Below are 25,763 nucleotides of genomic sequence, written 5' to 3' on the forward strand. Positions count from 1 at the left end.
TGTATTCATTAAAAAAGCGTCTCAAAGTCTGTTTATGACTCTGAGACGCTTCTTACTTTTATGGGGAGTCAAGCGTAAAATCAGGATGAGCACGGTGCGGATTTTACTCTAGGAATTAATCAGTAATGAATGAAGGCAATGGTGACATTTCACATTACTGTTTACAGCCTGACAAATTGTGCAGCTGCTGATCCGGCAGCATGTCCGGTCGTAAAAGCACTTGTTATATTATACCCACCCGTATAGCCATGGATATCTAAGATCTCGCCACAGAAATAAAGCCCGGGCATGAGTTTAGATTCCATGGATTTAGGATTTATCTCTTTCAGTGAAACGCCGCCGCCTGTGATAAATGCCTTTTCAATCGAAAGCGTACCGGAAACTCGGACAGGAAATGCCTTCAACGCATGCGCCATTTTTTGAACCGCTTCTTTTGAAAGCTCATGAAAATGACGATCCGGCGATAAGGCAATAGAGTCAAGTAGAAAACTCAGATAGCGCTCAGGAACAATGCCTTTCCACGCGTTCTTCACTGTCTTCTTTGGATCGGATGCGGCAAGCTGGAGCAGCTGCTCGTAAATTTCATGTTCGCTTAAGTCAGGTTTGGCATCAACCAAAACAGTGACTTCGTTTGTTTTAAATTTCTTTAAGGCTTTGACAACGAATTGGCTGAGTCGAAGAATTGCCGGTCCAGATAAGCCGAAGTGGGTGAAGATTATATCCCAGCGATGCGTCTGAATCGGTTTGCCTTTTGAATTGATTAGTGTTACGGCGACATCAGATAAGGAAAGCCCTTGCAGTATTTTTGCTTTGATGAAGGATTCGTTTGAGGTGAGCGGAACTTCGGTTGGATAGAGTTCAGTAATTGTATGACCGGCCGTCTTGGCCCACGTATACCCATCTCCTGTACTTCCGGTACTTGGGACACTTTTTCCGCCAACAGCGACAATAACAGAATGTGCTGAATAGATCCTTCCGTTCACCGTTTTGACTCCGGATACACGATCTGAATAAAGGACTGCCTGCACGGGTGTATTTGTTTTAAGTGTAACATTTAGTTCGCGCATCCTTCTAAGCAAAGCTTGAACTACAGATTTTGCATCATTACTCTTCGGGAACATACGCCCGTGGTCCTCTTCTTTTAAGTCAACACCAAGCCGTTTGAAGAAGGAAACAATATCCTGATTATCAAATGATGATAGGGCACTGTATAGGAAGCGGCCATTGCCGGGGATATGCTTAATCAATTCATCAATAGGCATCGCATTGGTCACGTTGCAGCGTCCGCCGCCTGAAATGGCTAATTTTCTTCCGAGCTTGTCTCCTTTGTCGAGCAGTAGCACACGCGCATGCTGTTCAGCCGCGGCGATGGCTGCCATTAACCCGGCAGGACCGCCACCAATCACAATCACATCATAGTTCATGACTTTTCCTCACTTTATTCATTTACTATCGTAACCTTAACAGATTTCATGATCCTTTTCATCAAGCGATGGCTGTTTTCTGGTGTGATAATTGTCACAGACGGTGAATTTTGATAGGATAGACACAGAACAATTTGCAGCGATGCCGTCAGTGGCGGATTTCTATATGAGGTGATTGGATTGACAGAAGGAAAACCCTATCGAGTACTGTTGTACTATCATTATGTAATGCTCGATGATCCGAAGCAGTTTGCTGAAGAACATTTACGATTTTGCAAAGCACTCGGACTAAAAGGACGCATTTTAGTTGGCCGTGAAGGATTAAATGGAACGGTATCCGGTACTACGGAGCAAACCCAAAGCTACATGGACACGTTGCACCGCGATCCCCGATTTAAAACGATGCCGTTTAAAATCGATGAGGCAGATGGTCATGTCTTTAAGAAGATGCATGTGCGCCCGCGCAAAGAGATTGTTGCGTTGAAACTAAATGAGGATATTGATCCGAAACAACTCACCGGGAAACACTTGAAACCTAAGGAATTTTATAAAGAACTGCAGCACGATGACGTCCTTGTCATTGATGCCCGCAATGATTATGAAACACAAATCGGTCATTTTCAAAAGGCAATTCTGCCGAATATCCGTAATTTTCGTGATCTGCCAAAATGGATCGAGACGCATCTCGCTGATCAAAAAGATAAAAAAGTGCTCACCTATTGCACCGGCGGTATTCGCTGTGAGAAGTTTAGCGGCTATTTGCTCCGCGCCGGGTTTAAGGATGTCAGCCAGCTTGATGGCGGAATTGTTGAGTACGGCAAGGATCCGGAAGTAAAAGGCAAACTCTACGATGGAAAGTGCTATGTTTTTGATCAGCGTATTTCGGTACCGGTCAATCAAACGGATGAAGACGTGGTCGTTGGTCACTGCCACCATTGCGGAAAGTCGTGCGACCGCATCGTTAATTGCGCAAATCCAGAATGCAATGTACAGTTTATTTGTTGTGAAGCATGTGAGAAGCAGCACCACCGTTCATGCAGCGACACATGCCGTCATCACCCGAGAAATCGATATAAAGTGGAAGTCGTTCAGGCAGCGGAGAAACAAACCGTTTCATAAGTAAAAGCAAGGAAAAAGGGTCGGCCTCGGGTCCGATCTTTTTCTGTTTCAATGTTATTTTTCTTAGATAATATGTATCGAACACGTGTTGTACGTGTCCGATACGTGTTATAATCAAAGAGAGGTGAGGAACAGTGTTTAAAGATCAATATATTTACCCTGCTGTAATTATGAAAGCCAATGACCAGTTCACCATCACTTTTCTTGATTTCCCGGATACTCAAGTGAAGGCGAAAACGGTTGAAGACGGATTTGCACAAGCGAAAGAAGCGCTGGCACATGTTCTATTTGATTACGAAGAAAGAAAGGAGAATCCGCCTACTCCTTCAGAGCTGTCTGCGTTTGAGAAAGGGGATCCGGATCAATTTGTTACGCTCATTGATACATGGATGCCTCCTTTCCGTAAGAAAATGGAAAATCAAGCCGTAAAAAAAACACTGACGATTCCTAAATGGCTTGATGATGCGGCAAAGGAAGCCGGATTGAACTATTCACGGATTTTGCAAGATGCACTGAAGGAAGAACTGAACATTGATGAAAGTGGCAATTCTTTTTCAGTTCAGGATCGTTTAAATAATCAGCTCAAGAAAGTCAAGAAAAGTTTGAAGGATTTGTCCAAAATTCGTGTCCATGTCAATAGAGCAAGTGATGATGCATCAGAGAAAAAAGAAACTTCCGTTAAAGAATCTTTGAAACAAGACATTGACCTTATCAAACAGGAATTAAATGAAGTGGCAGATCGGTTGAAAAACTCAAATGAATACCAGCAACTCAACGAAAAAATAAATCGTCTCATTGATAAATTAAATCGATAATTGTTCATTAACAAACTACATTGTAGTTGAGGACAGCTCAAGTTCTAACCATGAGCTGTTTTTGTTCCGAGATAAGAAAGAATGTGATTTTGTCCTGTCTTTAATCCAATAGGCCCGTGTATTGACCGAGAATCAAAGCGGAGGTGCTCTGACGCCAGCGGGATCGCGCTTAGTCGATGCGTGCCAGTGAGTAACCGAAGCGACGATTCAGCACCGAAAAGACACGACCCCATCACACATGGCTGCAGGAACTTTCCTGATTGTAAAGGAACTTTCTTAAAGGAACTTTCCTAAAGGAACTTTCGCTAAGTGCGCATATGTCCTGTATGCAACGCGAAAGTCATCACATCCTGTGAAAGTATGTCCCGGGCGCTTTTTGCCTGTTTTTTCTCATTTAAAGTATGAAAGAACTATGAATCATTTGACGAAATTCGTTGCATTCAAGTAAAATAAAACGATTGAACGTTTTATTTCGGAGGCAACAATGAGGGAACAGAAAACAAATAAAACAACGGTGCTGATTGGCCTGATGATCGGTACGTTTTTAACGGCGATCGAAGGAACGATTGTCAGCACAGCCATGCCTAAAATTGTCGGCGATTTACAAGGCATTGAAGTTATGGATTGGGTCTTTTCTATTTTTATGCTCACTTCAGCGATCACCGTTCCGCTTTTCGGAAAACTTGCTGACCTTTTCGGCAGGAAGAAAGTATTTACGATTGGAACGTTAATTTTTTTATCCGGATCTGTGCTTTGCGGCTTTGCATGGTCGATGGCTGCACTGATCGTTTTTCGTGGTATTCAAGGAGTAGGTGCCGGAGCCGTAATGACATTGAGTACGACGATCATTGGCGATATTTTTCCAGTAGAAAAACGGGCGAAAATGTTCGGGATGATGGGCATGATTTGGGGAATCGCAGGGATACTTGGACCGCTCGTGGGCGGTTTTTTTGTCGATATATTATCTTGGCATTGGATCTTTTTTATTAATCTTCCCTTTGGCATTTTAACCGTTTCGCTCATTTCTATCGGGCTTATGGAGAAAATAAGTCACGAACAGAAGACGGTCGACTATGCGGGCATTGCTGTTTTTTCAGCTGCGATGGGCCTGTTTCTTTTTGTCCTTCAAAGGATTGGGGAATACGGTTGGCATAATCTCTTGAATATCGGATTATTGATTAGCTCTTTTTGCCTGATGGCAGCGTTTGTTCTCGTAGAAAGCCGAGTAAGGGAGCCGGTGATGCCGCTTACAATTTTACAAAACCCGATCGTTCTTATGACCAATATACTGGCTTTTCTTGCGAGTATTGTCTTGATTGGCAACGATATTTATATGCCGATGTGGCTGCAAGGACTGCTTGGTTATAGTGCGATGACGTCTGGATTCGTTTTGACCCCCATGTCACTTACCTGGATGATCGGTTCCTTTCTGTCCGGGCATTTGCTGACAAAATTCGGTTTGAAAATCGGCGAAGCAGTCGGCGCACTTGTTCTAATGATCGGCACTTTTTTGCTGATGTTGCTGCGGATGGAAAGTCATCCATTATCGTATTATTTCATCACAGCGATTGTCGGAATCGGTTTTGGCATTACGCTGACGTTGACGACAATTGCTGCACAATCTGCAACGGATCGGGCAATGCGCGGAGCAGCAACGGCTTCCAATCAATTTTTTCGCAGTGTTGGACAAGCGGTTGGTGCAGCCGTTTTCGGCATGTATTTTAATACGCAAGTCGGCCAGAGCATTCGTGAACAAGGGACAGCTGCGATGTCGGCCAATCAATTAAATCAGCTCGTCCATCCGGAAGGGCACGAACAACTTGCATCATCCGTGCGCAACTTGCTGCGTGAAGTTCTCTTTAACAGTATTCATCACGTATTTATCTTGTTTTTTGTTCTTGCTGCTGTAGCAGTCACAGTCGCACTGCTGCTTCCAAAACATACTGCCTCAGTTCATAACGAATAAAAAGAAGTACCTGCTGCGATGCGAATGCCGTCTGTTTGCGTGCCGTCAGAAAGTGCGGACAGCGAGAGGTAATTGGGCCGTGTCGCATTTCGCATCAAAAAGGCTGAGGTCATTGCACCCGGGCGCCGGAATTTATTTAATTCAGTAATGATCTGGTTCGCCGACAAAATGCCGATCCCATGCCCATAATACCGATCATCCGCTAAGTCAACGGCGTTTTCTCCTTGCCATTGCGGCGTTTGCGGACTGACCTCCGGATTTTTAAAATAGCGAACATCCCCAGGAATTCCCGCACCGACTCCTGGCACATTTCTCAATGGAAAGAATGGGTGGTTCTGCCAATCCCAGAGATAAAGATGTTGAAACACTTCGTTAAAGCGTTCGTTAGGAATGGTGTTGATTAGCGCTTTATAAAAAATGATCATCATTGCTGTTGCGCATTCAAACGCATACGCCTCTCCATTCACAAAGATATCATTGACCGCTTGAGCGGCGGGGACTCCAGGTTTCAATTCAAAACCACCGTCTCCGGTAAGCGTCCAGTAATAATCGTTGCACTCCGAATAGTAGAACGTTGCAAAAGATGCACCACTTTCCAAAAGCGCGTACGAGGCCTCAATGGTCTCGTTTCTCAGCTTGATTTCAAAATTAAGCTCGCGTTTCGTCGGAAATGCAAACCATTCATGAGAATCGGCCATTGCCCGGTAAATGGTTGCAGCAAATCGGCCAATACTCGAATAACCGGCGAAATCCTCACTGAGAAGTTGCTCGTTTGCAGCAATAATCATCCTTCATACCTCCCGTGCACAGGCATACTGATCGATTGCAATTGTTCGTTCAAGTTCAGAACAATCCATGGACGCCAAATCTTTGGCTGCTCTTTTCGTAATCGGCAAGAGTAGGTCGACAAATTGATTTGCTGACGCATCGGTAAGCGAACGAATCCATAATAGTTTTCTTTTTCATTGGACATTAAGGCCTGAAGCGGTTCTCCTTTTCGCGGCGAAACATATTTTCCAAGGTATTTTGCACTGTAATGAATCCGGTAGGGTCTTCCACCAGGGACCGCATCGTTGGTTTCACCCGTATAAACTAAATAATGTGCATTCTCTTCATACCATGTTTCAAAAGCGAGAAACGCTGAGGCATTGTCGTTCGCGTGCTTTACCTCGGGTATGAAATGCAGCATGCGCCGCGCATAGTTGCTCTCTACTGATTGGTTGGATAGCAGATAATTGGCTAGATAAACGAGGCAAAGCGGATTGGCTGTTTCCCACATGGCACTAATTAAGTAATGGCGCTGACTTTTATTCTTATAACGGTAAAATACCAGATCTACCATTTCTTTCAGCCAATTTTCATGATAGGTATGCAGAAAGTTAATCGCCGTTTGGTCAATGACCTGCGTATAGTCCATTGACACGATGTTTTTCCAGCCTGTGCTGAGCATCCAATGCATGGCTTCAACGACTTGGTGGTGCTGATTTGCAAATGATGCCATCTGATCAATACCAAGATCTGCTCCATGAAGAATATTTCTTATTTGTGATAGCGCAATGCGCGGACGCGATTCTAATGCTTCGCTTCGCGTATCTAATTGATCTCGGAGCATGTAGAGGACTGGAAAGTCTAGTTTTGGATCATTGATGATTGCCAAAGCATGTTCAGGATCATCTTTATTAATACGATCCCATTCGTTGCTGAGCATCCCCGGCTGTTCTTGTCTTATTTGATTTAACGGATTATCAGCGCTCATTGCAACCTCCTCCAATCAATTCAATCTTGTAGGATATTTATTGATGGGAACATGGGATTATTCACGTTCATTTATCAGCAGCGCTGTCTTCTTGATGAGGAGAGTGTAGAACAAGAGCATTAAAAATGGTAAACTAAGATTCAGCAAAGAAGAGTGGAGTGATCAGTATGAAACAGTATCTTGATCTTTGCCGTAAAGTTCTTTCGGAAGGTCATCAAAAGGGAGACCGTACAGGCACCGGTACGATCAGTACTTTCGGATATCAAATGCGTTTTAATTTGCAGGATGGATTTCCGCTCATGACGACGAAGAAATTACACTACAAATCGATCATTTATGAATTGCTTTGGTTCTTAAAAGGAGATACCAATATCAAGTATTTGCAAGAACATGGTGTCCGCATCTGGAATGAATGGGCAGATGAGCAGGGTGATCTTGGTCCCGTTTACGGGCATCAGTGGCGGTCATGGCCGGGCAAGAACGGCGGAACCATCGATCAAATTGCTAATGTTGTCGATGAAATAAAAAAGAATCCGAATTCACGACGCTTGATCGTCACTGCTTGGAATCCTATGGATATTCCGAACATGGCGCTGCCGCCGTGCCATTGTTTGTTCCAATTTTATGTCAATGATGGCAAGCTGAGCTGCCAATTGTATCAGCGCAGTGCAGATATATTTCTCGGTGTTCCATTTAATATCGCTTCGTATGCATTATTAACGCATATGATTGCTCATGTTACTGGTCTCGAGGTTGGCGATTTTGTACATACGCTCGGTGATGCACATATTTATTTGAATCACTTGGAACAAGTCAAAATGCAGTTGGATCGTACGCCAAGACCGCTTCCAGAGTTAGAAATTAGACGGTCTGTTTCTTCTATTTTCGATTTTGATTATGACGATTTTGTGTTTCAAGGCTATAACCCTTACCCAACGATCAAGGGCGAGGTGTCCGTATGATTTCGTTTCTACTCGCCATGGATCGCAACGGTTTAATTGGACGAGGCAATAAGCTTCCCTGGCATCTTCCAGATGATCTGCGCTATTTTAAAGAAACAACTTGGGGTCATCCGGTTATTATGGGCAGAAAAACATTTGAATCGATTGGAAAGGCTTTGCCTGGAAGAGAGAATATTGTGCTGACACAGAATCTCGATTTTTCAGCTCCCGGGGTGACCTATTATCATTCAGCAGAAGAGTTTCTACATGCAGGAAAAGCTTATGGAAACGAATGCTTTGTCATCGGTGGCGCTAAAATTTTCGATCTGTTTCTTCCTTATGCTGACCGCCTTTATATTACGCATATTGACGCTGAATTTGAAGGAGATACCTACTTTACAGGGCTCCGAGAAAAGGATTGGCAGCTCGTCAGTCAAGTATCCGGCAAACTCGATCAAAAAAACATCTATCCGCATGAATTTCATGTATATGAACGAAAGTCTGTTCTGAATTTGCATTAAATCGCGATCTGCACCACTTCGACTCCGGTGCATAAACTGTTAAAAAGAGTGACGGAGTTGGTAAAAATGATCGTATCAAATCTGCAAATTTGGCTTTGCTATGGATTGATCGGACTGATTATGGGATCAATGATCGGCTTTTTTCCAATAGGACGCAGATTGACGATGAAATATTTCGCATTGATTCTTCTTGCTGCAGCAGTTTGGCTCCCTGTCGTTATACTTTCCTTGCTTGCTGCACCGTTTGCCAATCACTATCGACTTCAGGAAACAGATTTTTGAATGATAAGGCTCCTGGATGGGGGAGCCTTTTCATCTGCATCTTGCTTCTCTGAGTTCACCGCATGCATCTTTTTACTTATTTTGGTATCGGATTTGGCGGATTCAACAAGGACAAGCCCTTAAGAGAAACGCGTTCAAATCAAAAGATTTGACGCCGTTCTTCGCTATAAATTGAAAGGAAAGATCGTGATTAATGAATCAAAATCGAATTTATTTTCTTGACAAACAGATGAATTTGCTTTAAAAAATAATAATAAACGGTTAAAATTGGTATGATCATTGTTTTAATTCTATGGGCTACTTCTTGCTTTGAGCAGAAAATTGGAAATCAACTGTGTTTCGTGGGAGAATAAAACTATTCATTAATAGTTCCCAGTGAAAACTCTTATGATTTTCTGCACGGAGCGGGTGAAAGTAATTGTCAGCGCTTGTTCATTAAGTTTGGAATATGATTTAAGATTTACTCTATTTTACAGCAAACAGTTGGCAAAAAAAAGAAAAAAGGAGAAGGTACAGGTATGGCATCAAATGTATCAGAATTGACTACCTACAAGGCGTACCTCCAAGGTGAATGGAAGAAGAGTTCATCTGACGAGACCATTGCCATTCAATCCCCTTATCTAAGAAAAACGATCGGTTATGTTCAAGCGGTCACACAGGATGAAGTGGATGAAGCAATCAAAGCAGCACATAAGGCTCAGAAGTCATGGGCTGAATTGTCTTTAAGTGAGCGAGGCGCTTATTTGGATAAATGGGCGGATGAACTCGTCAATAACAGCGAAGATATTGCCACTGCAATTATGCAGGAAGTCGGCAAAGGCTTTAAAGATGCAAAAAAAGAAGTCGTCCGTACAGCAGACCTTATTCGCTATACTGTTCAAGAAGCATTGCACATGCATGGCGAAAGCTTGAAAGGCGATGGCTTCCCGGGCGGCGATCAGAAAAAAATCGGTATCGTTGAACGTGCACCATTAGGTGTTGTGCTTGCTATATCACCGTTTAATTATCCGGTAAACTTGGCTGCATCGAAAGTTGCCCCGGCACTGATGGCTGGAAACGGTGTAATCTTTAAACCGGCAACGCAAGGATCAATCAGCGGGATTAAAATGATTCAAGCACTCGATAAAACCGGTCTTCCAAAGGGACTGCTCAGCTTAACTACCGGACGCGGTTCAGTGATCGGCGATTATCTCGTTGAACATAAGGGAATTGATATGATCAGTTTCACCGGAGGTTCCGGTACCGGACGCCACTTGTCAAAACAAACGGCAATGATTCCGCTTGTTCTGGAACTTGGCGGCAAAGATCCTGCACTTGTTGCAGAAGATGCCGATATGGATGTTGCGGTAAAGAGTATCATGAACGGTGCATTCTCTTACTCAGGTCAACGATGCACGGCAATCAAGCGTGTTCTCGTAAATGAGAAAGTAGCTGACGAACTTGTTGCCCGACTGAAGTCTGAAATTGAAAAATTAACGGTTGGCTCTCCTGAAGAAGACAGCACCATTGTTCCTTTGATTGACGACAAGTCTGCAGACTTTGTTCAAGGCTTGATTGATGATGCGCTGAACAAGAAGGCGACCTTGGTAACCGGCAACAAACGCCAAGACAATTTGATTTATCCGACACTGCTTGACCAAGTCACTGAGGATATGGATGTCGCTTGGATCGAACCATTTGGTCCGGTTCTGCCAGTCATTCGCGTAAAGTCAGATGAAGAAGCGATTGAATTGGCGAATAGATCTGAATTCGGTCTTCAAGCGAGCATCTTCTCACAAGACATTGATCGTGCTCTTGAAGTTGCACGACAAGTTGAAGCAGGTACCGTTCAAATTAATGGCCGTACGGAACGTGGTCCGGATCACTTCCCATTCCTTGGTGTCAAAGCTTCCGGTATGGGCGTGCAAGGGATTCATCACAGTCTTCTGTCGATGTCTCGCGAACGCGTTACCGTTCTCAATCTTAAATAAAGATTGTTATATGATAAAAAAGGTGTCTCTACTTGGGACACCTTTTTTAATGGTAATTTTCATTACAATAATGTAGAAGAAAGGATCAAAACATCTCTAGCTAATCGTTTTGATCCTTTTCTTACCATCATGAATGTTTCAGCGATCATCACTCAATAAGGTTTAGTAATAGTAGGAGCCGTCGCTTGGTCCGGGACCATAAAATCCGCCACCACCGCCATAGGGTGGACGCGGACCATAGCCGCCCCAATATCCAGGCCTCGGCGGACAGAACGGGCATGGACGTACACCAATAATTGTGCCCAGTCCAACGCCAAGCAGGCCGCCTGCAAAGCCGCCTAAGAAGGCTTGCGGACCGAATGCACCACCGAAAAATCGATCATCGCCTCTAGATTCGTTTTCGTCTAGTGTTTGATTATTGCTCAAAGGTTTAAGATAAACGTTATTTTGGTCGAAGGACTCGATAATTCCCATATGAACGGACCCATCACTGCATTCAATCTCGACAGGTTGATGGAGCAGATTTTCCCAATACTGCTGATTTGACATGAATGTACCTCCTAATCAATTGTTGCTTTGGCTAAACAATAGCCTAATTTCAGATTATGCGATCGTTCACCAAAAGGAATGGGCAAATGCACATGAAGCAGCTGATTCTTAAAATGATTTTCCGATTATAGGAAAATTTTCGTTCGTCTATGTGTAAAATGTTTCTCGGGGGATAAATTTGATGTGGGCGTAAGAGGATGCGATGGCATGCAGTTCTTTCTTTATTTCTTTTTAGTCCAATTTTGACTGGACGAAAAGGAGAAGGCTCCTTATTCTAAATGTATACCGACCAAGGTGAATACATCAGGAATAGAGGCCTTCTCTCAATGGATAGTATAAAAGATTTATTAGAAATTTGGAAGAACCAAACGAGCCTTTTGGCGTTTGAGGAAGAGGCAACCGCCTATATGTACCAATTTATGAGGCGCAGTGTTGAACAGGTATTTTCTTTGCTTGATCAAGCAATCACTCGGGAGAAACAAGCTGAGGGATGGAAAGTAGACAGCCATAAAGATCAACGTATTCTCCAATTTTTATTTGGACCTGTGACGCTGTATCATACGCGTATGATTAACCCGGAGGGTCATGCCTGTTATCCGTTGGATAACCTTCTGAGGTTGAAAAAGCACATGCGGTATTCGCCAAATGTTGAGTATGAAACAGCAACTTTAGCCAGCCGTATGACTTGTCGGGAGGTCGTGAAGACTTTAGCAACGTGGACTCAGGTTCAAATGAGTCACACTACCGTCATGCGCTGTGTTCGAGCCGTCGGCGAAGCTCAAGAAAAGCAGGATCAGGAGCTTGTCATCCAAGCAGAGAATGGAGAATTAGATGGAAAAAGGCAGCCGAATTTTCTCTTTGCGGAGGCTGATGGAACCTTTGTCCGGGGATTGAAAAAGCGCCAACATATTGAAATCAAGCATTTCATTTTATATGAGGGTTGGGTGAAGAATGGAAAACGGCGGCTCCTGAAAGAGCCTTACGCGGTCATGACAAGCAAGGGACTGGATACTTTTTGGGAACAGGTTGGAGCCGCAGTCGAACAGCGCTATCGCTTATGGCAGACACAAGTTGTCGCTAATAGTGACGGAGGAGTAGGCTATGACGAAGCTCATTTTAAAGATGCTTTTTGTGGGTCACACAAACGTATTTGGGTTCAACTTGATGCGTTTCATGTTGCCCAATCCCTTATTCGTTCACTACACGGTGATAAGGCATGGATCACCCGTATACAACAGGCGATTCAGAGAAAAGACCGTACAGAGGTCATCCTGTTACTGGATACGTATGAAAGTAATTTAGACGAGGATGAGCGTATTAAGCAAGTCGAAAAGGTAAAGCAATATCTGATAGGACACTGGGATCGTCTGTTTGACTGGCGAGAAATTATGGCGAAAGAAACGCTTCCCGAAAATGCGGGGAGATTGGGTGCTATGGAATCCAATCAACGGCATTTGACGTTCCGCATGAAAAAGCGTGGCATGCACTGGGGTGAGTCGGAAGAAGGCATGGTTAAGGTTATTCAAGGTATACGTAACGGGACGTTAAAAGCGGCGTATCTTTCTTCGTTCATTCCGACCAAACGCGACGAACGAATCATAAAAAAAATGATACGAATTGCATCCTTGTTGAAGGAACCTACGGTTCCGTCTATTGGTGCCCATCGCGGTCGAATTGGAACCAACGCGTCCTCTTCGAGTGCAGTAGGCAAACTGAACAAAGTGCTTACGTTTGCCTAAAAAATATGATTTTATACCTAAGGTGTACAAATTTAGAATTAAGAAGCTCTTTCCCAATAAAGAGTTCCGAGAAAAGCTTGACACATACTTCGTTCGTGCAGGAGTTGCTTTTCGAGTTGCCGGGGATTAAAATGAAATAAGTATTTAAAGAAGGAGTGGAAATATCGATGTTTTTGTCTGATTGTCTGCAACTCAAATTGGCTTGAGATGGGTGAAGTATGTCTTCTTCACGAAAGACTTTTTAGGCCAATTGATTGCGTGACAACGGACCAGAGATGTTTCTGTTTCTAACGGGTGAGAGGTAACTCAAAGAGCGAAGCGTCCTGCTTCGCTCTTTTTGCATGGATTCAGAAAATCTTGTATCTGTTTCCCCAATCAGTTTGGCCTAATAAAAAGGGGAGTGAGCATTTATGCTGCTTATAGAAGCAAATGACGTATTTTTCTCATATGGAGATAAGCAAATTTATCAAGATATGAACTTCAGACTTATGGAAGGTGAACATATTGCGCTTGTTGGTCATAATGGTGCTGGGAAGTCAACGTTCCTAAAGCTTTTGCTGGGCCAACTTCTGCCAGACAGTGGATCAATTAAGAAGCGACACAATTTAAATATCGGTGTAATCGAGCAGCATTTACATTTTGAAAAAGAGAAAAGCATCTACGAAGTCTTGCAGGATGCATTTGCCGATTTGTTCAATGCGGAGCGAAAGATGAATGCATTAGCAATGAAAATGCAAGAGCAAGATGCAGATCCGGAATGGATCAATCAGTATGGAGAACTTCAAGAGAAGCTTATCACCAATGACTTTTACACGATCGATGCGCGAATAAAGGAAATGGCAGATGGTTTAGGGCTGTCGGCAATCGGGTTAGAAAAGAAAATAAACCAATTGAGCGGTGGTCAGTTGACTAAATTGTGTTTGGCCAAACTGCTATTGGAGAATCCGGATATATTGCTTTTGGATGAACCAACGAACTACTTGGATGTTGGGCATATTCGTTGGTTGACCAACTATCTGAACACGTATTCTCATGCGTTTATTGTGATTTCTCACGATACGGAATTTTTGGACCAAATTGCTCAATTTGTCTATCACTTGGAAAACCAGCGTCTGATTCGCTATGTGGGCAACTATCAAATGTTTGTCAAGCAACATGAAGCTCGACTGGAGCAACAGGAAATTGCCTTTCGCCAGCAGCAGCGCGAGATTAAGAAACTGGAGACCTATATACAAAAGAATAAGGTCCGTGCTTCAACAGCGAAACAAGCCAAAAGCAGAGAGAAGCAATTGGACAAGATTGATCGACTGGATCCTCCGGCACAGCAGCGAAAACCGATTTTCCAATTCACCGTTGCAGGTCAGCCGGTCCGTGTTGTTTTCTCTGCGGAAAACCTTTATGTCGGCTATGACCGGCCACTGTTCCCGCCGATTAATTTGACCGTCGAGCGTGGTGAGAAAGTTGCGCTCGTTGGCCATAACGGTATTGGAAAAACGACATTGATTCGTACCTTGCTCGGTGAACGAAAACCTTTGTCCGGAAGCGTTGTATCTGGTGATCGTGTTCTGCCTGGTTATTTTTCTCAGCTCTCTGCACCGCTTCATTTGACACCAATTGAATGGTTGAAGCAACATTTTCCAGACCTTCCAGAACAAGTGCTTCGCCAGCATCTCGCTCAATGCGGTGTCTATGCAGAGCACATGCGCCAGCCAATGGATACACTAAGCGGAGGCGAAGAGACAAAAGTGAGAATCGGGCGATTAATGCTGCAAAAGAGCAATGTCCTTATTTTTGACGAACCGACCAATCACTTGGATGTTGACGCTAAGGCAGCGCTGAGTAAAGCGCTCAATGACTATGAAGGTACAGTTGTGGTTGTCAGCCATGAACCAAGTTTTTATGAACAATGGATTACAAAAACCTTGAATGTTGAAGCGTGGGCTAAAAGCAGTAAGCGATAAAATCATATTTCGTAGAACGGGCAGGTAGCTGATGGCAAAAGCCGATTCGGTAGCGGCATAAAGGACATATAGTACTAGAGAATATCCAATGAATTGAGGCGATCATGAATGCCAAAACCATCCGCTTATTCTCAATGCTGCCGCATGCTAAATCAACCCGTTGAAATTCGTTGTTATGATGGATCCATCCATCGGGGAATTCTCACACATGTTGACCGAACGAATGCTTATCTGCAAATGCCGGACACGAATTCCACTTCAAATCCAGGATTGTTTCTCTGGGGAGGATATGGCTGGGATTTCCCGGTCGCACTTGCATCCATTGCAGCAATACTGGCTCTCGGTTTTCTATGGTGAAGGAAAAGCGATCTGTAAAAAAGTTTCTCCAAGAGAGAAGCTTTTTTTATATGCAGAGAAACTGCTCTTGAATTGCCTGTGTTCCTGTTCAATGAATTTACAAGGTTATGCTTTTCAATCGAAAAATGTTATGCTGAAGCTTAGAATAAGTTGATTTGCTGAAACAGAGGTGATTCTCAGTGAACAAAACAGAAGCTATGGACTTATTGAAAAATAAGGGATATAAACATACGGATAAACGTGAAGATATTCTTGATCTATTTGAACAGAAAGGCGGATATCTCTCGGCGAAAGAAGTTCAGCTTGCTTTAAAGGACAGTTATCCGGGTATCAGTTTTGACACCGTCTATCGTAATCTGTCGCTCTTTCGTGAATTAATGATCCTTGAAGAAACAGAGTTAGATGGTGAAAAGATCTATCAGTTCCATTGTACGGAGCACCACCACCATCACCTGATTTGCTTGAACTGTGGAAAAACACGGACGGTCGATGTCTGTCCGATGCAAGATTTATCGCAGATCGATCCTGAATTCCAAGTGACCGGTCATAAATTCGAAATCTATGGTTATTGCAAGGCATGTCAAAAGAAACTGTCGGGGGAACAAAGTCATGAGTCAACTTTAAGACCAAGAGCGTGATTGACTGTAAAGACTTGTTCAATGGTTTGCTGCAAACGAGAAGGGCAGTTCACGGCAATGATTACAAAAGCTGTTTGTTCCTTGAATGTTTTTGTATAACAAAAATTGATCAGTAAACCGAGTAAAAAACCGATCAAGCTGGACAGAATTCCCCAGAAAATCGGTCCCAAAATGATCCTAAACCCGATACTGGCTCCGACAACCCCAAAAATGGTCGCAAAAATAAAGCCTAGATCTGCTTTTTTCGTACGGCCGTCCGGTTTAGAATCATGCTGAGATTGTAGGGACCTGGGCGGATCAAGAAAAAGACAATGTATGGACTCTCTTGTTAAGCCCTCTCGCTTAAGCGCTTGAAGTGAGAGCTCAACTTGCAGACCTGAACGGAATATGCCGATTACTGTTGCCATTCGTGTGGGTCCTCCCTTTGAAATAAAAAGTTTGAGTCAGACGGCCATTCTTTTTCTAAGTAAGCGCGTTGTTCCTTTTCAAAGAGTTGATTGATTTCAATAGCTTTGCTGTAGGCATCATAAGCAGAGCCAAAAATGACAGAAGGTAAGAAGAGCAGCCACTCAGGCTTAAGCACTTTCATTGAATCGATGGCATGCCCGTCGATAAGCAATTGCAAGCTGTCTAACTCGTGACAGTTCACATAAATCATCACCGACCATATAAATAATGATAGCGCAGGAATGATGCGGCGAAGATAAAACTGACCGGCCCCCGGAAGTAGCGCCGACCAGGCAGCACCAACCCAAGGCAGTTTTTTTTCTAAATAGTTCATGCCAAAAGTATGAATGGTGAGCATAGGCACATGTAATGGGCTTTTTTGCATCAATGCATTTTGTTCATTTATACTTATTGCTGAATGATAACTGTCCCAAATACTAAAAAAATAGAAGGGAATATAAATAAGCGCCCATTGTGCGTTTAAATCGATTTTGGCTTTATCAAATTCGCCGATAAACGTATCAACCATTGCCGAATTTAAGTTGGCATGATAATTGATTATGATCTCAAATAAAAAAAGAATAAAGCCTTTTAAATGCAGATCAAGCAGCATATGTCCCAAACCAGGCAACGCAGCAGACCACCATGCGATCACAATAGGCGTTTTGTGACAGAGTACGGTTTGTCCCCAAAAGTTTAATTCTGCATTGGCTCGTCTTCTCTTCATCGTTAAGCTCCAATCGCTCTTACAGGTATTGACCTATTTTGCCTAGATGGGAGTAGTGTTCCACCGGCTTGAGTGATTCATGCAGACAGAACAGAGTTTTGAAACCATTTGCAGGTAAAGGAAAGAACTATTCTTGAATTTTTTAAATATTGACAAAGTATCTTTTGACGAATATACTTGAACTGTTCCTTAAGCTTTCTTAATTGAAGAATCCGAAAGTAACCGCTTGTCGGCCGCTTCAATTAGCTGAATCCTATTGCGGAAGGACTTTTTTATGACATACCCTGGAGATACGATATATTTGATCGGTGATGCAAAATCCTCCCAGAAGAACCCGATTACTTTTCAGTACAGTCAGTTCTTTATCGGACTCGTTGTTGATCCGACTAATGGAAGAATTATTGATGCAGATTGTTCCGCAACCATTAAACTGACGTCACGATTTGTACGCTCCTTGCTAATGGGGCGTTTCATGGACGATCCGAATGTTCTCAATGAGATTCAGAAACGCTATTTTGGCTCATCGCAAAAAGCACTGATCGTTGCTTTTGGTGATGCGCTTAAGAAATTCAAACAGTATCAAAGCGACGTTGCTTTGTCTAAATAAGCCTAGACAAAATCCAGTTCACCCAATTAGTGGGACTGGATTTTGTTTTTTATCACTATCTTTTGAAAGGGGTGTACACATGATCATTCCAAGTCGTTTATTTGAAGGCGATACAATTGGTGTAATCAGTCCAGCTGGATCACCGAATAGAGAACGTTTGAGCGTAGGGACTGAATGGCTTAAGCAACTCGGATTTCATGTCCGTTTAGGTACCGGAAGCACGAAAAAATATGGCTATCTTGCTGGTTCTGATGATGAGCGGCTTGACGATTTTCACACGATGTTTGCAGATGATTCGGTTCGGGCAATTATCTGTTCCCGAGGGGGGTACGGTTGTGCACGTTTTGCCGAACGTATCGACTATGAATTGGTGCGAAGCCATCCAAAGGTGTTTTGGGGGTACAGCGATATTACTTACCTACATACAGCCATTCGACAAAAAACAGGATTAGTGACCTTTCATGGTCCAATGCTTGCGTCTGACTTGGGCGATCCTGATGCGCCTTTGCTTTCAAAACAGTTATTTTCCCAGCTTTTTCAGCCGATGTCGCTTCGCTACGATGAGCATTTATCCCCGCTAGCGTGCATCAGTGCAGGCAGCAGCGAAGGAAAACTGGTCGGCGGAAATTTATCGCTGCTCGTGAGTTCACTAGGAACGCCTTTTGAAATCGATACTAAGGGCAATTTATTGCTCATTGAGGATATCGGCGAAGCGCCTTATCGGGTAGACAGTATGCTGAATCAGCTCCGTTTGTCCGGAAAACTAAACCAAGCGGCAGGTTTTGTCATCGGCGATTTTCATCAAAAAATTTCGGATGATCCGGACAGCTTGACCTATCAGGAGGTTTTTCATACCTACTTAGGCGGATTAGGAAAACCGGCTGTCAGTGGGTTCTTGATCGGCCACTGCGCGCCGAATTTCTCCGTACCGCTCGGTGTCGATGCGCTTCTTGATGCGGACAGAAAACAATTATGGATTCAGCCTGGCGTTATGTAAGCACGAACGGAAACGGTTGGAAGTGTCACGTGAAAGGATGAAACGTGTGAAAATCATTGATATACAAACGAAGAAACTGTCAATCCCGCTCATTAAACCTTTTAAAACAGCACTGCGTACAGTGAATACTGCAGAAAGCATTATCGTAATGATTTTCTGTGACGATGGGACAGTGGGATTCGGCGAAGCCCCTCCAACACATGTGATCAGCGGCGATAGTTTGGCAAGTATCGATTATGCGGTAAAGCACGTAATCGGTCCACTTATTATCGGCATGTCGATTGAACAAAAAGAAAGAATCAACCGCGTGATTAGCCAAGCAATGATACACAATACTAGCGCCAAGGCAGCGCTCGATATCGCCGTCTACGATTGTCTTGCTAAAAGAGCAGGGCTTCCGCTTTACCAGCTGTTAGGTGGCAACAGCAACCGGCTCGAAACGGACTTTACAGTCAGTGTGAACCCTGTTAATGAGATGGTACAGGATGCCCTAGATTATGTAGAAGAAGGGTTTAAAACACTAAAAATAAAAGTTGGTGACGCGACAATTGCAGAGGATCTTGAACGCGTCAAAGCTTTGCGGCAAGCAGTTGGTGATCAAATAAAATTAAGACTCGATGCGAATCAAGGCTGGAATGCAAAAGAAGCAGTGGCCGCCATTCACCATATGGAAGATATGGGTTTAGCCATTGAACTGGTTGAGCAGCCCGTACCCGCCGCTGATTTTGAGGGAATGAAGTTCGTTACGGAGCATGTGGATACATTGATCATGGCTGATGAAAGTATCTTCAGTCCCACCGATTGTGCACGCTTATTGGCAATGCACGGCTGCGACATTGTTAATATTAAGTTAATGAAGGCAAGCGGTATCACCGGAGCAGAGAAAATTAACACACTTGCCGAAGCTTATGGAGTCGAATGTATGATCGGCTGCATGGTGGAATCCAACGTTGCGATTTCCGCCGCATGCCATTTTGCAGCTGCAAAAGTCAACGTTACGCGCTGCGATTTGGATACCCCGCTGATGTTCGCTGAAAATCCAGTTGCCGGCGGCGTTGAATATAAGCAAAATTGTATTTTGCTTCCAGACCATCCCGGACTCGGAATCAGCAGTGTTCAAACCAACTGATGGAGGAAGTTGCATGAAAAAGAGAAGAACAGCAGTTCCGGTTGCAACGATCTGGTCCACTCCCGAATCGATCCGATCGATTGACCAACCAGCATTTCGAGAAGATCCGGATATGACGGAATGGTTGGATCAAATGAGTCGCGATGAGACGATTGCGCTTTGCCGTGAAAAGAGAATTCAGACTCAAGTCTTATTTGGTGAAGAGATCATCATTGAGTCGGTGAAGGGGACCTGGGCGAATGTGTGCATCCCAAGTCAAGCCACATTTAAGGATCAACGTGGCTACCCTGGCTGGATGCCGCTGAATCAGTCCGTGAGTTCAGAGATGACAGAAAATAAAAAGAAGATTATGGTTCAAAGCAAGTCCGCCTCTTTTTATGCTCTGATCCAAGAGAAAAGGTTTGATTTAAGCTTTTCTGTTTTTTTACCGCTAATCGATGATTCAGAGTCTGTTGTTAAAGTGGATAGCCCGATTGGACCCGGGCTGATACAGAAGCAAGATGTGCTCATGCCGGATCAGCAACATCGGCAAAGCGGTGAAGAGATCGTCAATAATGCTGTTCGTTTTCTGGAACTTCCCTACCTATGGGCAGGAATGAGCGCTTATGGATTTGATTGCTCAGGTTTCAGCTATACACTTTTGCGTGCAGGCGGTTACCTTATTCCGCGTGATGCCGATGATCAAGCTGTTTGCGGGAGCGCTATACCGATTGAAGCCGCCTTGCCTGGGGACCTGCTTTTTTTTGCCTATGAGAATGGAAAGGGTGCTGTTCATCATGTGGGCATCTATTATGGCAACGGAAGAATGATCCATTCGCCAACACCTGGCGCAATCCTCAGCATTACGGAATTAAAAGGAACGAAATATGAACGGGAAATATGTGCCGTTCGCAGATATTGGAACGAGTAAATCAAGTTCGCGTCCAGAAGCACTGAAAGGGGGACACGTCATTGGTTGTATTGAACGATCAATTACATAAGGATCTTATGAAAATTGTGCGCCTGCACGAGGATCAGATTTCAGTTGCTGCCGAGGGTTCCGATGGCTTTTCATTTACGTATCAAGCCGGCATGCCAATGGTGTCCGCAAGTCTGATCAAATTGCCGATTCTGCTATACGCATTTAAAGAAAGTGATCGTTATAAAAAGCTGTTCGAACACGTTGTCCGCTTTGATGACCAGCAGATTGTCGGCGGCTCCGGCGTCCTTCAAATTCTCTCATCAAGAGAATGGAAATTGAGCGATCTTTTGGCGCTAATGATCAACGTATCCGATAATACGGCAACGAATTTAATGATCGACTTTTTTGGGATCAGTAATCTGCAGAAATGGGTAAGGGATCAAGGATTTCTGGAAACCAAGATTGAACGCAAATTGATGGATGAGGCCGCCCAAAAAGAAGGGCAGACGAACTGGATCAGTGCGCGCGATGCGAATAGAATGATTCAGCAACTATTTATTGGAAGCGGTGCTCTTCCAAAAGAAGCGCAATCATGGCTGTTAAAACAACAATTCAGATATAAATTGCCGGGGTTGTTCGATGAGAAAGATCAGCCGGTTGCCGTTTACAACAAGACGGGTGAGATGGAAGCAATTGACCATGATGCCGGATTTTTTGTTTATCAAAAGCATTCAATGGCAGTTACGGTCATGACAAGCGGCTTTTTAAACCGTCAGGCGGCCTTGTTTGCCATACAAAACATCGGTATGCATGTGCAGAACTACCTGATCAACGTCGCACAGGCACAAACCGAGTCGCTGGAATGAACCCTATTCCTTTTATTGACAAACTTTGGAAGTCACTATAAAATGAAAATAACTGTTTAAAAAGCATGGACTTTGATGATCAGCCTCTCTGAAAAATGAGGGGCTTTTTGTACAGTTTCAGCGTTCAGGGTATGATAGAACTGTGATGAATTGAAATTCGGAGGTAGTGAATACAATGGAGGCAATGAACTTTATCCGTGTTGCGGCAGCATGTCCGGTGACACGCGTCGCAGATATTCCTGTTAATATAGAGAATATAAAAAAATGTATTACTGAAGCGCTAAATCAGCAAGCAAAACTTGTTGTTTTTCCAGAATTATGTGTTACTGCTTATACCTGTTCCGATTTGTTTCTGCAGAAACAGCTGCTTGATGAGTCGGAACGCGGGATTGAAGCACTGCTCACCTACAGCAAGGGCAAGGACATCTTGATTGCTGTTGGTGCCCCGCTTCACACGCAAACCTCTGTCTATAACTGTGCGTATCTTCTGTTCGACGGAAAGATACTGGGTATTGTGCCGAAAAGTTACATACCCAATTATGAAGAATTTTACGAACAACGCTGGTTCACCTCAGGTAAAGACATTAGAAATCAGACAATCAATTTGCCGTTTCAAACAGATATCCCATTTGGCGTTGATTTGCGCTTCGAAAGCGGTGCTGTGCAATTTGGATTCGAGATTTGCGAAGATTTGTGGAGCGTTGTCCCTCCGAGCAGTTTTCTTAGCTTACAAGGTGCCCAGATTATTGGCAACCTGTCCGCTTCAAATGAAGTGGTCAGCAAGTCAGATTATCGCCAGTCGCTTGTATCGGCACAAAGTGCAAAATGCATGGCATCCTATGTATATGCCGGAGCCGGTACCGGCGAATCGACGACAGATGTTGTATTCGGCGGTGAATTGCTGATCGCTGAAAACGGTAATATGCTGCAAAAAAACAAACGGTTTCAAAGAGACAATGAAGTCGTCAGTGCGTTGATCGACCTAGACCGGTTGAACCTGCAGCGCATCAAAAACATCAGCTTTCGTGAAGCGGCAACGACCTTACCTTGGACTTCCAGAACCGTATCCTTTTCATTTAAGACTAACAATTTTGGTATGTTTGATCGATTTGTTGACAAGCATCCATTTGTTCCTGAAAATGCAAAACAACGCGAGCAGCGATGCAGCGAAATTTTTAATATACAAGCAACAGCGCTCGCAAAACGAATGCAGCATACAGGCTTAAAAAAAGCGGTCATCGGTATTTCCGGAGGGCTTGATTCGACGCTTGCTTTGCTAGTTATTACGAAAACCTTTGCATTGCTTGGCTATTCACGAAAAGACATCATTACCATCACATTACCCGGATTCGGAACAACAGACCGGACCTATCAAAATGCGGTTTCACTTTGCAAAAAACTTGAAACAGATTTTCGCGAAGTCAATATCGTGGCTGCGTGTTTGCAGCATTTCAAAGATATTGGACATGATCCGGATGTTCATGATGTGACCTATGAGAATGTTCAAGCGCGAGAACGGACACAGATTCTAATGGACATTGCCAACAAGGAAGGTGGTCTTGTGATCGGGACCGGCGATTTGTCGGAAATGGCACTGGGATGGAGCACTTATAATGGCGATCACATGTCCATGTATGCAGTCAATTGCTCTGTTCCCAAGACGTTGGTTCGCTATCTTGTCAACTATGTTGCTGAAGAAGAGACGGGAGCGGAGATTCGTTCCATACTGCTTGATGTACTCGACACACCGGTAACGCCCGAATTGCTTCCTAAAGATGTTAAAGGAAAAATTGCACAGAAAACGGAAGATATTGTTGGGCCTTACGAGCTGCATGATTTCTTCCTCTATTATTTTGTACGCGCTGCTTATCCGCCTGTTAAAATTTTTTATCTCGCAACGAAGGCATTTGCCGACTGCTATGATGAAGAGACGATTCGTAAATGGCTACAGATTTTCATTCGCCGATTCTTCGCGATGCAGTTTAAACGTTCCGCCATTCCCGACGGACCGAAAGTGGGCACGGTCAGTCTGTCTCCGCGCGGTGACTGGCGGATGCCTTCGGATGCCAGCCGCTCGATCTGGATGAAGGAAATCTAACTTAATAGGAAGGCGAGGCGTGCGCATGATGAAACGCTTTTTCTCATATTACAAACCATACAAGAAATTATTTTTCCTTGATTTTTCCTGTGCCGTTTTGCTTGCACTGCTGGAGCTGGTCTTCCCGGTGGCGGTTAATCAAGTGATTGATCGGCTGCTGCCCGGACGCGATTGGTCGATTATCGTGCTCGCATCAGCAGGATTGCTCGTTTTTTATATTCTAAATACCATTCTGCATTATATTGTCACGTATTGGGGCCATATGCTTGGAATCAGTATTGAAACCGATATCCGCCAGGAACTGTTTGAACATATACAGCGTCAGTCTTTTCATTTCTTTGATAATCATAAAACCGGACACATGATGTCACGGCTGACCACCGATCTATTTGATATCGGCGAAACCGCCCATCATGGTCCGGAGGATCTTTTCATTGCATTAATGTCGCTATTCGGTTCCTTCGCCTTGATGCTTTCAATCAATTGGAAACTCGCCTGGATTACCTTTCTACTCGTTCCGATCCTTGGTGTTTTTATTACTCTGTTTAATGTGAAAATGACGCATGCAACAGATAAAATTTATCAAGATATCGCTGTTTTCAATGCCAACGTTGAAAATGCGGTTGGCGGTATCCGAGTTGTTCAGGCCTTTTCAAACGAAAACCATGAAAAAAAGCTTTTTAAAGAAAACAACAAATTGTACCGAAAAGCAAAGTTGTTCTCGTACAAAATTATGGCAACAAGTGTGACGACAAACTATTTTTTTATGCGCTTGATTACTTTGTTTACTTTAATCAGCGGTTCCTGGTTTGTGATCCATGGTGAATTAAGCAGCGGACAATTTGTCGCATTTTTACTCTTAGCGAATATTTTTGTTCAACCCATTGAAAAGTTTAATGCCATTATTGAACTTTATCCGAAAGGGATCGCTGGGTTTAAACGATTCTTAGCATTAAAAGATCAGGCTCCAGAAATTGTCGACCAACCGAATGCGGTTAATGTGACGACCATTCAAGGCCGGATTGATTACCAGGATGTCAGCTTTGCTTATGAAGGGAAGAAACAGGTACTGAGCCACATCAATTTACAAATAAAGCCAGGAGAGACCGTTGCTTTTGTTGGGCCAACCGGAGCGGGAAAAACGACGTTGTGCAGTTTGCTGCCACGCTTTTATGATGTTAATGAAGGACGGATTTTAATTGATGGGATCGATATCCGTGCGTTCAAACTTTCTTCATTACGTCATCATATTGGCTTGGTACAGCAAGATGTTTTTCTCTTCTCAGGGACACTTCGCGAGAATGTTGCTTATGGAAAATTGAATGCGAGCGACGAAGAGATTTGGCGAGTCTTACGTCTCGCTCGACTCGAAGCAACCGTCGCCAACATGCCGGATGGATTGGATACGGTAGTCGGCGAACGTGGTGTCAAGCTGTCCGGGGGACAGAAACAGCGTTTATCCATTGCGCGGATGTTCTTGAAAGATCCGTCGATTCTCATTCTGGATGAAGCAACCTCTGCACTTGACACAGAGACTGAGACGGCAATCCAACAAGCGCTTGAGAAGTTATCGGAAGGGCGTACAACGCTGATCATCGCCCATCGTTTAGCCACGATAAAGCATGCAGATCGAATTGTCGTTGTGACTGAGAATGGAATTAGCGAGCAGGGGACTCATGAACAACTGATCAAGAGCGGCGGTGTCTATAGCCGGCTCTATGAATCGCAGTTTGCTTTGACAAGGTGAGTGACCGCGAGTAAGTGCAAATGCCCATTAAATAGAAGAATAAGTATCGTCTGTGTACCGGTAAATGGGTTTCCGGTACACTTTTTTGCTTATTCATTGATGAAAGAAATGTCCGGATAGCTTTCTTTTTGTTGAAGCGGGCATTGACTGGAAAAAAGAACTTCAATCGTTCGAGAACACTAAAAGAGCGGATGGCTGAAAAACGT

At 43.8% G+C, this 25,763-nt stretch carries 24 protein-coding genes; 18 read left to right on the forward strand and 6 right to left on the reverse strand.

Translation table 11 applies throughout. The features are described from left to right. Positions 1–161: 161 nt before the first annotated feature. Entirely contained in the window at positions 162–1,424 is a 1,263-nt protein-coding gene (locus tag K7399_RS04855; RefSeq protein WP_128166678.1) for a BaiN/RdsA family NAD(P)/FAD-dependent oxidoreductase, read from the reverse strand. Positions 1,425–1,604: 180 nt separating this feature from the next. On the opposite strand from K7399_RS04855, the gene trhO reads away from it, so the two are divergent. The 3 genes from trhO (at position 1,605) to K7399_RS04870 (ending at position 5,324) form a co-directional block, all read left to right on the forward strand. After that, entirely contained in the window at positions 1,605–2,543 is a 939-nt protein-coding gene (gene trhO, locus K7399_RS04860; protein WP_028975514.1) for an oxygen-dependent tRNA uridine(34) hydroxylase TrhO, read from the forward strand. Between the two features lie 134 nt (positions 2,544–2,677). Further along, positions 2,678–3,358, forward strand: coding sequence for a type II toxin-antitoxin system HicB family antitoxin (locus K7399_RS04865; RefSeq protein WP_028975515.1), 681 nt, complete (start codon positions 2,678–2,680; stop codon positions 3,356–3,358). A gap of 484 nt (positions 3,359–3,842) precedes the next feature. Beyond that, entirely contained in the window at positions 3,843–5,324 is a 1,482-nt protein-coding gene (locus K7399_RS04870) for an MDR family MFS transporter (protein ID WP_028975516.1), read from the forward strand. Here K7399_RS04870 and K7399_RS04875 read toward each other — a convergent pair. Next, a complete protein-coding gene (locus tag K7399_RS04875) occupies positions 5,312–6,112 on the reverse strand; it encodes a hypothetical protein (RefSeq protein WP_028975517.1) in 801 nt (266 codons plus the stop codon). The two genes, K7399_RS04870 and K7399_RS04875, sit on opposite strands and share 13 nt — an antisense overlap. Then, entirely contained in the window at positions 6,109–7,080 is a 972-nt protein-coding gene (locus K7399_RS04880; RefSeq protein ID WP_128166680.1) for a hypothetical protein, read from the reverse strand. Before K7399_RS04880 ends, K7399_RS04875 begins: the two co-directional genes overlap by 4 nt. Before the next feature lie 167 nt (positions 7,081–7,247). Between K7399_RS04880 and K7399_RS04885 the strand changes: the two genes are divergently transcribed. From K7399_RS04885 to K7399_RS04900, 4 genes are all read left to right on the forward strand, one after another. After that, positions 7,248–8,042: a thymidylate synthase gene (locus K7399_RS04885; RefSeq protein WP_128166682.1), complete on the forward strand. Its 795-nt coding sequence runs from the start codon at positions 7,248–7,250 to the stop codon at positions 8,040–8,042. Next, positions 8,039–8,542: a dihydrofolate reductase gene (locus K7399_RS04890; protein WP_028983069.1), complete on the forward strand. Its 504-nt coding sequence runs from the start codon at positions 8,039–8,041 to the stop codon at positions 8,540–8,542. Before K7399_RS04885 ends, K7399_RS04890 begins: the two co-directional genes overlap by 4 nt. Positions 8,543–8,608: 66 nt before the next feature. After that, positions 8,609–8,824: a hypothetical protein gene (locus tag K7399_RS04895; protein ID WP_028975521.1), complete on the forward strand. Its 216-nt coding sequence runs from the start codon at positions 8,609–8,611 to the stop codon at positions 8,822–8,824. 518 nt (positions 8,825–9,342) lie between these two features. Then, the gene (locus K7399_RS04900) at positions 9,343–10,794 is read left to right on the forward strand and encodes an NADP-dependent glyceraldehyde-3-phosphate dehydrogenase (RefSeq protein ID WP_028983070.1); all 1,452 of its coding nucleotides are present in this window, start codon (positions 9,343–9,345) and stop codon (positions 10,792–10,794) included. A gap of 162 nt (positions 10,795–10,956) precedes the next feature. Here K7399_RS04900 and K7399_RS04905 read toward each other — a convergent pair whose 3' ends face one another. Then, positions 10,957–11,343 carry an LSm family protein gene (locus K7399_RS04905; RefSeq protein WP_028983071.1) on the reverse strand — a complete coding sequence of 129 codons (387 nt, stop codon included), beginning with the start codon at positions 11,341–11,343 and terminating at the stop codon, positions 10,957–10,959. A gap of 326 nt (positions 11,344–11,669) precedes the next feature. Here K7399_RS04905 and K7399_RS04910 point away from each other — a divergent pair, with 326 nt between their 5' ends. From K7399_RS04910 to K7399_RS04925, 4 genes are all read left to right on the forward strand, one after another. Next, entirely contained in the window at positions 11,670–13,082 is a 1,413-nt protein-coding gene (locus K7399_RS04910; protein WP_164875488.1) for an ISLre2 family transposase, read from the forward strand. 410 nt (positions 13,083–13,492) lie between these two features. Next, positions 13,493–15,043 (forward strand): ABC-F family ATP-binding cassette domain-containing protein, encoded by a 1,551-nt coding sequence (locus tag K7399_RS04915; RefSeq protein ID WP_128166686.1) that lies wholly within the window; start codon positions 13,493–13,495, stop codon positions 15,041–15,043. A 108-nt stretch (positions 15,044–15,151) separates the two neighbouring features. Next, positions 15,152–15,400, forward strand: coding sequence for a hypothetical protein (locus K7399_RS04920; RefSeq protein ID WP_128166687.1), 249 nt, complete (start codon positions 15,152–15,154; stop codon positions 15,398–15,400). 179 nt (positions 15,401–15,579) lie between these two features. Beyond that, positions 15,580–16,038: a Fur family transcriptional regulator gene (locus tag K7399_RS04925; protein ID WP_051575145.1), complete on the forward strand. Its 459-nt coding sequence runs from the start codon at positions 15,580–15,582 to the stop codon at positions 16,036–16,038. Here K7399_RS04925 and K7399_RS04930 read toward each other — a convergent pair. Together K7399_RS04930 and K7399_RS04935 are read right to left on the reverse strand one after the other, a co-directional pair. After that, positions 16,008–16,445, reverse strand: coding sequence for a hypothetical protein (locus tag K7399_RS04930; protein ID WP_028983074.1), 438 nt, complete (start codon positions 16,443–16,445; stop codon positions 16,008–16,010). The genes K7399_RS04925 and K7399_RS04930 overlap by 31 nt on opposite strands. Then, positions 16,433–17,098, reverse strand: coding sequence for a hypothetical protein (locus tag K7399_RS04935; protein WP_139693034.1), 666 nt, complete (start codon positions 17,096–17,098; stop codon positions 16,433–16,435). Before K7399_RS04935 ends, K7399_RS04930 begins: the two co-directional genes overlap by 13 nt. A 388-nt stretch (positions 17,099–17,486) precedes the next feature. Here K7399_RS04935 and K7399_RS04940 point away from each other — a divergent pair, with 388 nt between their 5' ends. The 7 genes from K7399_RS04940 to K7399_RS04970 all read left to right on the forward strand — a co-directional run bounded on the left by K7399_RS04940 (position 17,487) and on the right by K7399_RS04970 (position 25,557). Continuing rightward, the gene (locus K7399_RS04940) at positions 17,487–17,819 is read left to right on the forward strand and encodes a DUF3870 domain-containing protein (protein WP_028983075.1); all 333 of its coding nucleotides are present in this window, start codon (positions 17,487–17,489) and stop codon (positions 17,817–17,819) included. A gap of 79 nt (positions 17,820–17,898) precedes the next feature. Next, positions 17,899–18,816: a S66 peptidase family protein gene (locus K7399_RS04945; protein ID WP_028983076.1), complete on the forward strand. Its 918-nt coding sequence runs from the start codon at positions 17,899–17,901 to the stop codon at positions 18,814–18,816. Positions 18,817–18,862: 46 nt separating this feature from the next. Beyond that, positions 18,863–19,945, forward strand: coding sequence for a mandelate racemase/muconate lactonizing enzyme family protein (locus K7399_RS04950; protein WP_128166692.1), 1,083 nt, complete (start codon positions 18,863–18,865; stop codon positions 19,943–19,945). A gap of 13 nt (positions 19,946–19,958) precedes the next feature. Then, positions 19,959–20,855, forward strand: a complete 897-nt coding sequence (locus tag K7399_RS04955; protein WP_128166694.1) for a C40 family peptidase — start codon at positions 19,959–19,961, stop codon at positions 20,853–20,855. Between the two features lie 41 nt (positions 20,856–20,896). Next, positions 20,897–21,712 (forward strand): serine hydrolase, encoded by an 816-nt coding sequence (locus tag K7399_RS04960; RefSeq protein ID WP_223362491.1) that lies wholly within the window; start codon positions 20,897–20,899, stop codon positions 21,710–21,712. A gap of 175 nt (positions 21,713–21,887) precedes the next feature. Next, the gene (locus K7399_RS04965) at positions 21,888–23,810 is read left to right on the forward strand and encodes an NAD(+) synthase (protein ID WP_037581241.1); all 1,923 of its coding nucleotides are present in this window, start codon (positions 21,888–21,890) and stop codon (positions 23,808–23,810) included. A gap of 25 nt (positions 23,811–23,835) precedes the next feature. Beyond that, positions 23,836–25,557, forward strand: a complete 1,722-nt coding sequence (locus K7399_RS04970) for an ABC transporter ATP-binding protein (RefSeq protein ID WP_028983081.1) — start codon at positions 23,836–23,838, stop codon at positions 25,555–25,557. Positions 25,558–25,763 lie beyond the last annotated feature (206 nt).

Source organism: Sporolactobacillus terrae (genome assembly GCF_019930545.1).
GTDB lineage: Bacteria > Bacillota > Bacilli > Bacillales > Sporolactobacillaceae > Sporolactobacillus > Sporolactobacillus terrae.

Coding starts and splice junctions, on each gene's coding strand:
- K7399_RS04885 (WP_128166682.1), top strand. CDS start 7,248: ATGAAACAGTATCTTGATCTTTGCCGTAAAGTTCTTTCGGAAGGTCAT.
- K7399_RS04945 (WP_028983076.1), top strand. CDS start 17,899: ATGATCATTCCAAGTCGTTTATTTGAAGGCGATACAATTGGTGTAATC.
- K7399_RS04965 (WP_037581241.1), top strand. CDS start 21,888: ATGGAGGCAATGAACTTTATCCGTGTTGCGGCAGCATGTCCGGTGACA.
- K7399_RS04940 (WP_028983075.1), top strand. CDS start 17,487: ATGACATACCCTGGAGATACGATATATTTGATCGGTGATGCAAAATCC.
- K7399_RS04905 (WP_028983071.1), bottom strand. CDS start 11,343: ATGTCAAATCAGCAGTATTGGGAAAATCTGCTCCATCAACCTGTCGAG.
- K7399_RS04920 (WP_128166687.1), top strand. CDS start 15,152: ATGCCAAAACCATCCGCTTATTCTCAATGCTGCCGCATGCTAAATCAA.
- K7399_RS04935 (WP_139693034.1), bottom strand. CDS start 17,098: ATGCTGCTTGATCTGCATTTAAAAGGCTTTATTCTTTTTTTATTTGAG.
- K7399_RS04895 (WP_028975521.1), top strand. CDS start 8,609: ATGATCGTATCAAATCTGCAAATTTGGCTTTGCTATGGATTGATCGGA.
- K7399_RS04930 (WP_028983074.1), bottom strand. CDS start 16,445: ATGGCAACAGTAATCGGCATATTCCGTTCAGGTCTGCAAGTTGAGCTC.
- K7399_RS04955 (WP_128166694.1), top strand. CDS start 19,959: ATGAAAAAGAGAAGAACAGCAGTTCCGGTTGCAACGATCTGGTCCACT.
- K7399_RS04910 (WP_164875488.1), top strand. CDS start 11,670: ATGGATAGTATAAAAGATTTATTAGAAATTTGGAAGAACCAAACGAGC.
- K7399_RS04875 (WP_028975517.1), bottom strand. CDS start 6,112: ATGATTATTGCTGCAAACGAGCAACTTCTCAGTGAGGATTTCGCCGGT.
- K7399_RS04900 (WP_028983070.1), top strand. CDS start 9,343: ATGGCATCAAATGTATCAGAATTGACTACCTACAAGGCGTACCTCCAA.
- K7399_RS04880 (WP_128166680.1), bottom strand. CDS start 7,080: ATGAGCGCTGATAATCCGTTAAATCAAATAAGACAAGAACAGCCGGGG.
- K7399_RS04870 (WP_028975516.1), top strand. CDS start 3,843: ATGAGGGAACAGAAAACAAATAAAACAACGGTGCTGATTGGCCTGATG.
- K7399_RS04855 (WP_128166678.1), bottom strand. CDS start 1,424: ATGAACTATGATGTGATTGTGATTGGTGGCGGTCCTGCCGGGTTAATG.
- K7399_RS04970 (WP_028983081.1), top strand. CDS start 23,836: ATGATGAAACGCTTTTTCTCATATTACAAACCATACAAGAAATTATTT.
- K7399_RS04915 (WP_128166686.1), top strand. CDS start 13,493: ATGCTGCTTATAGAAGCAAATGACGTATTTTTCTCATATGGAGATAAG.
- K7399_RS04890 (WP_028983069.1), top strand. CDS start 8,039: ATGATTTCGTTTCTACTCGCCATGGATCGCAACGGTTTAATTGGACGA.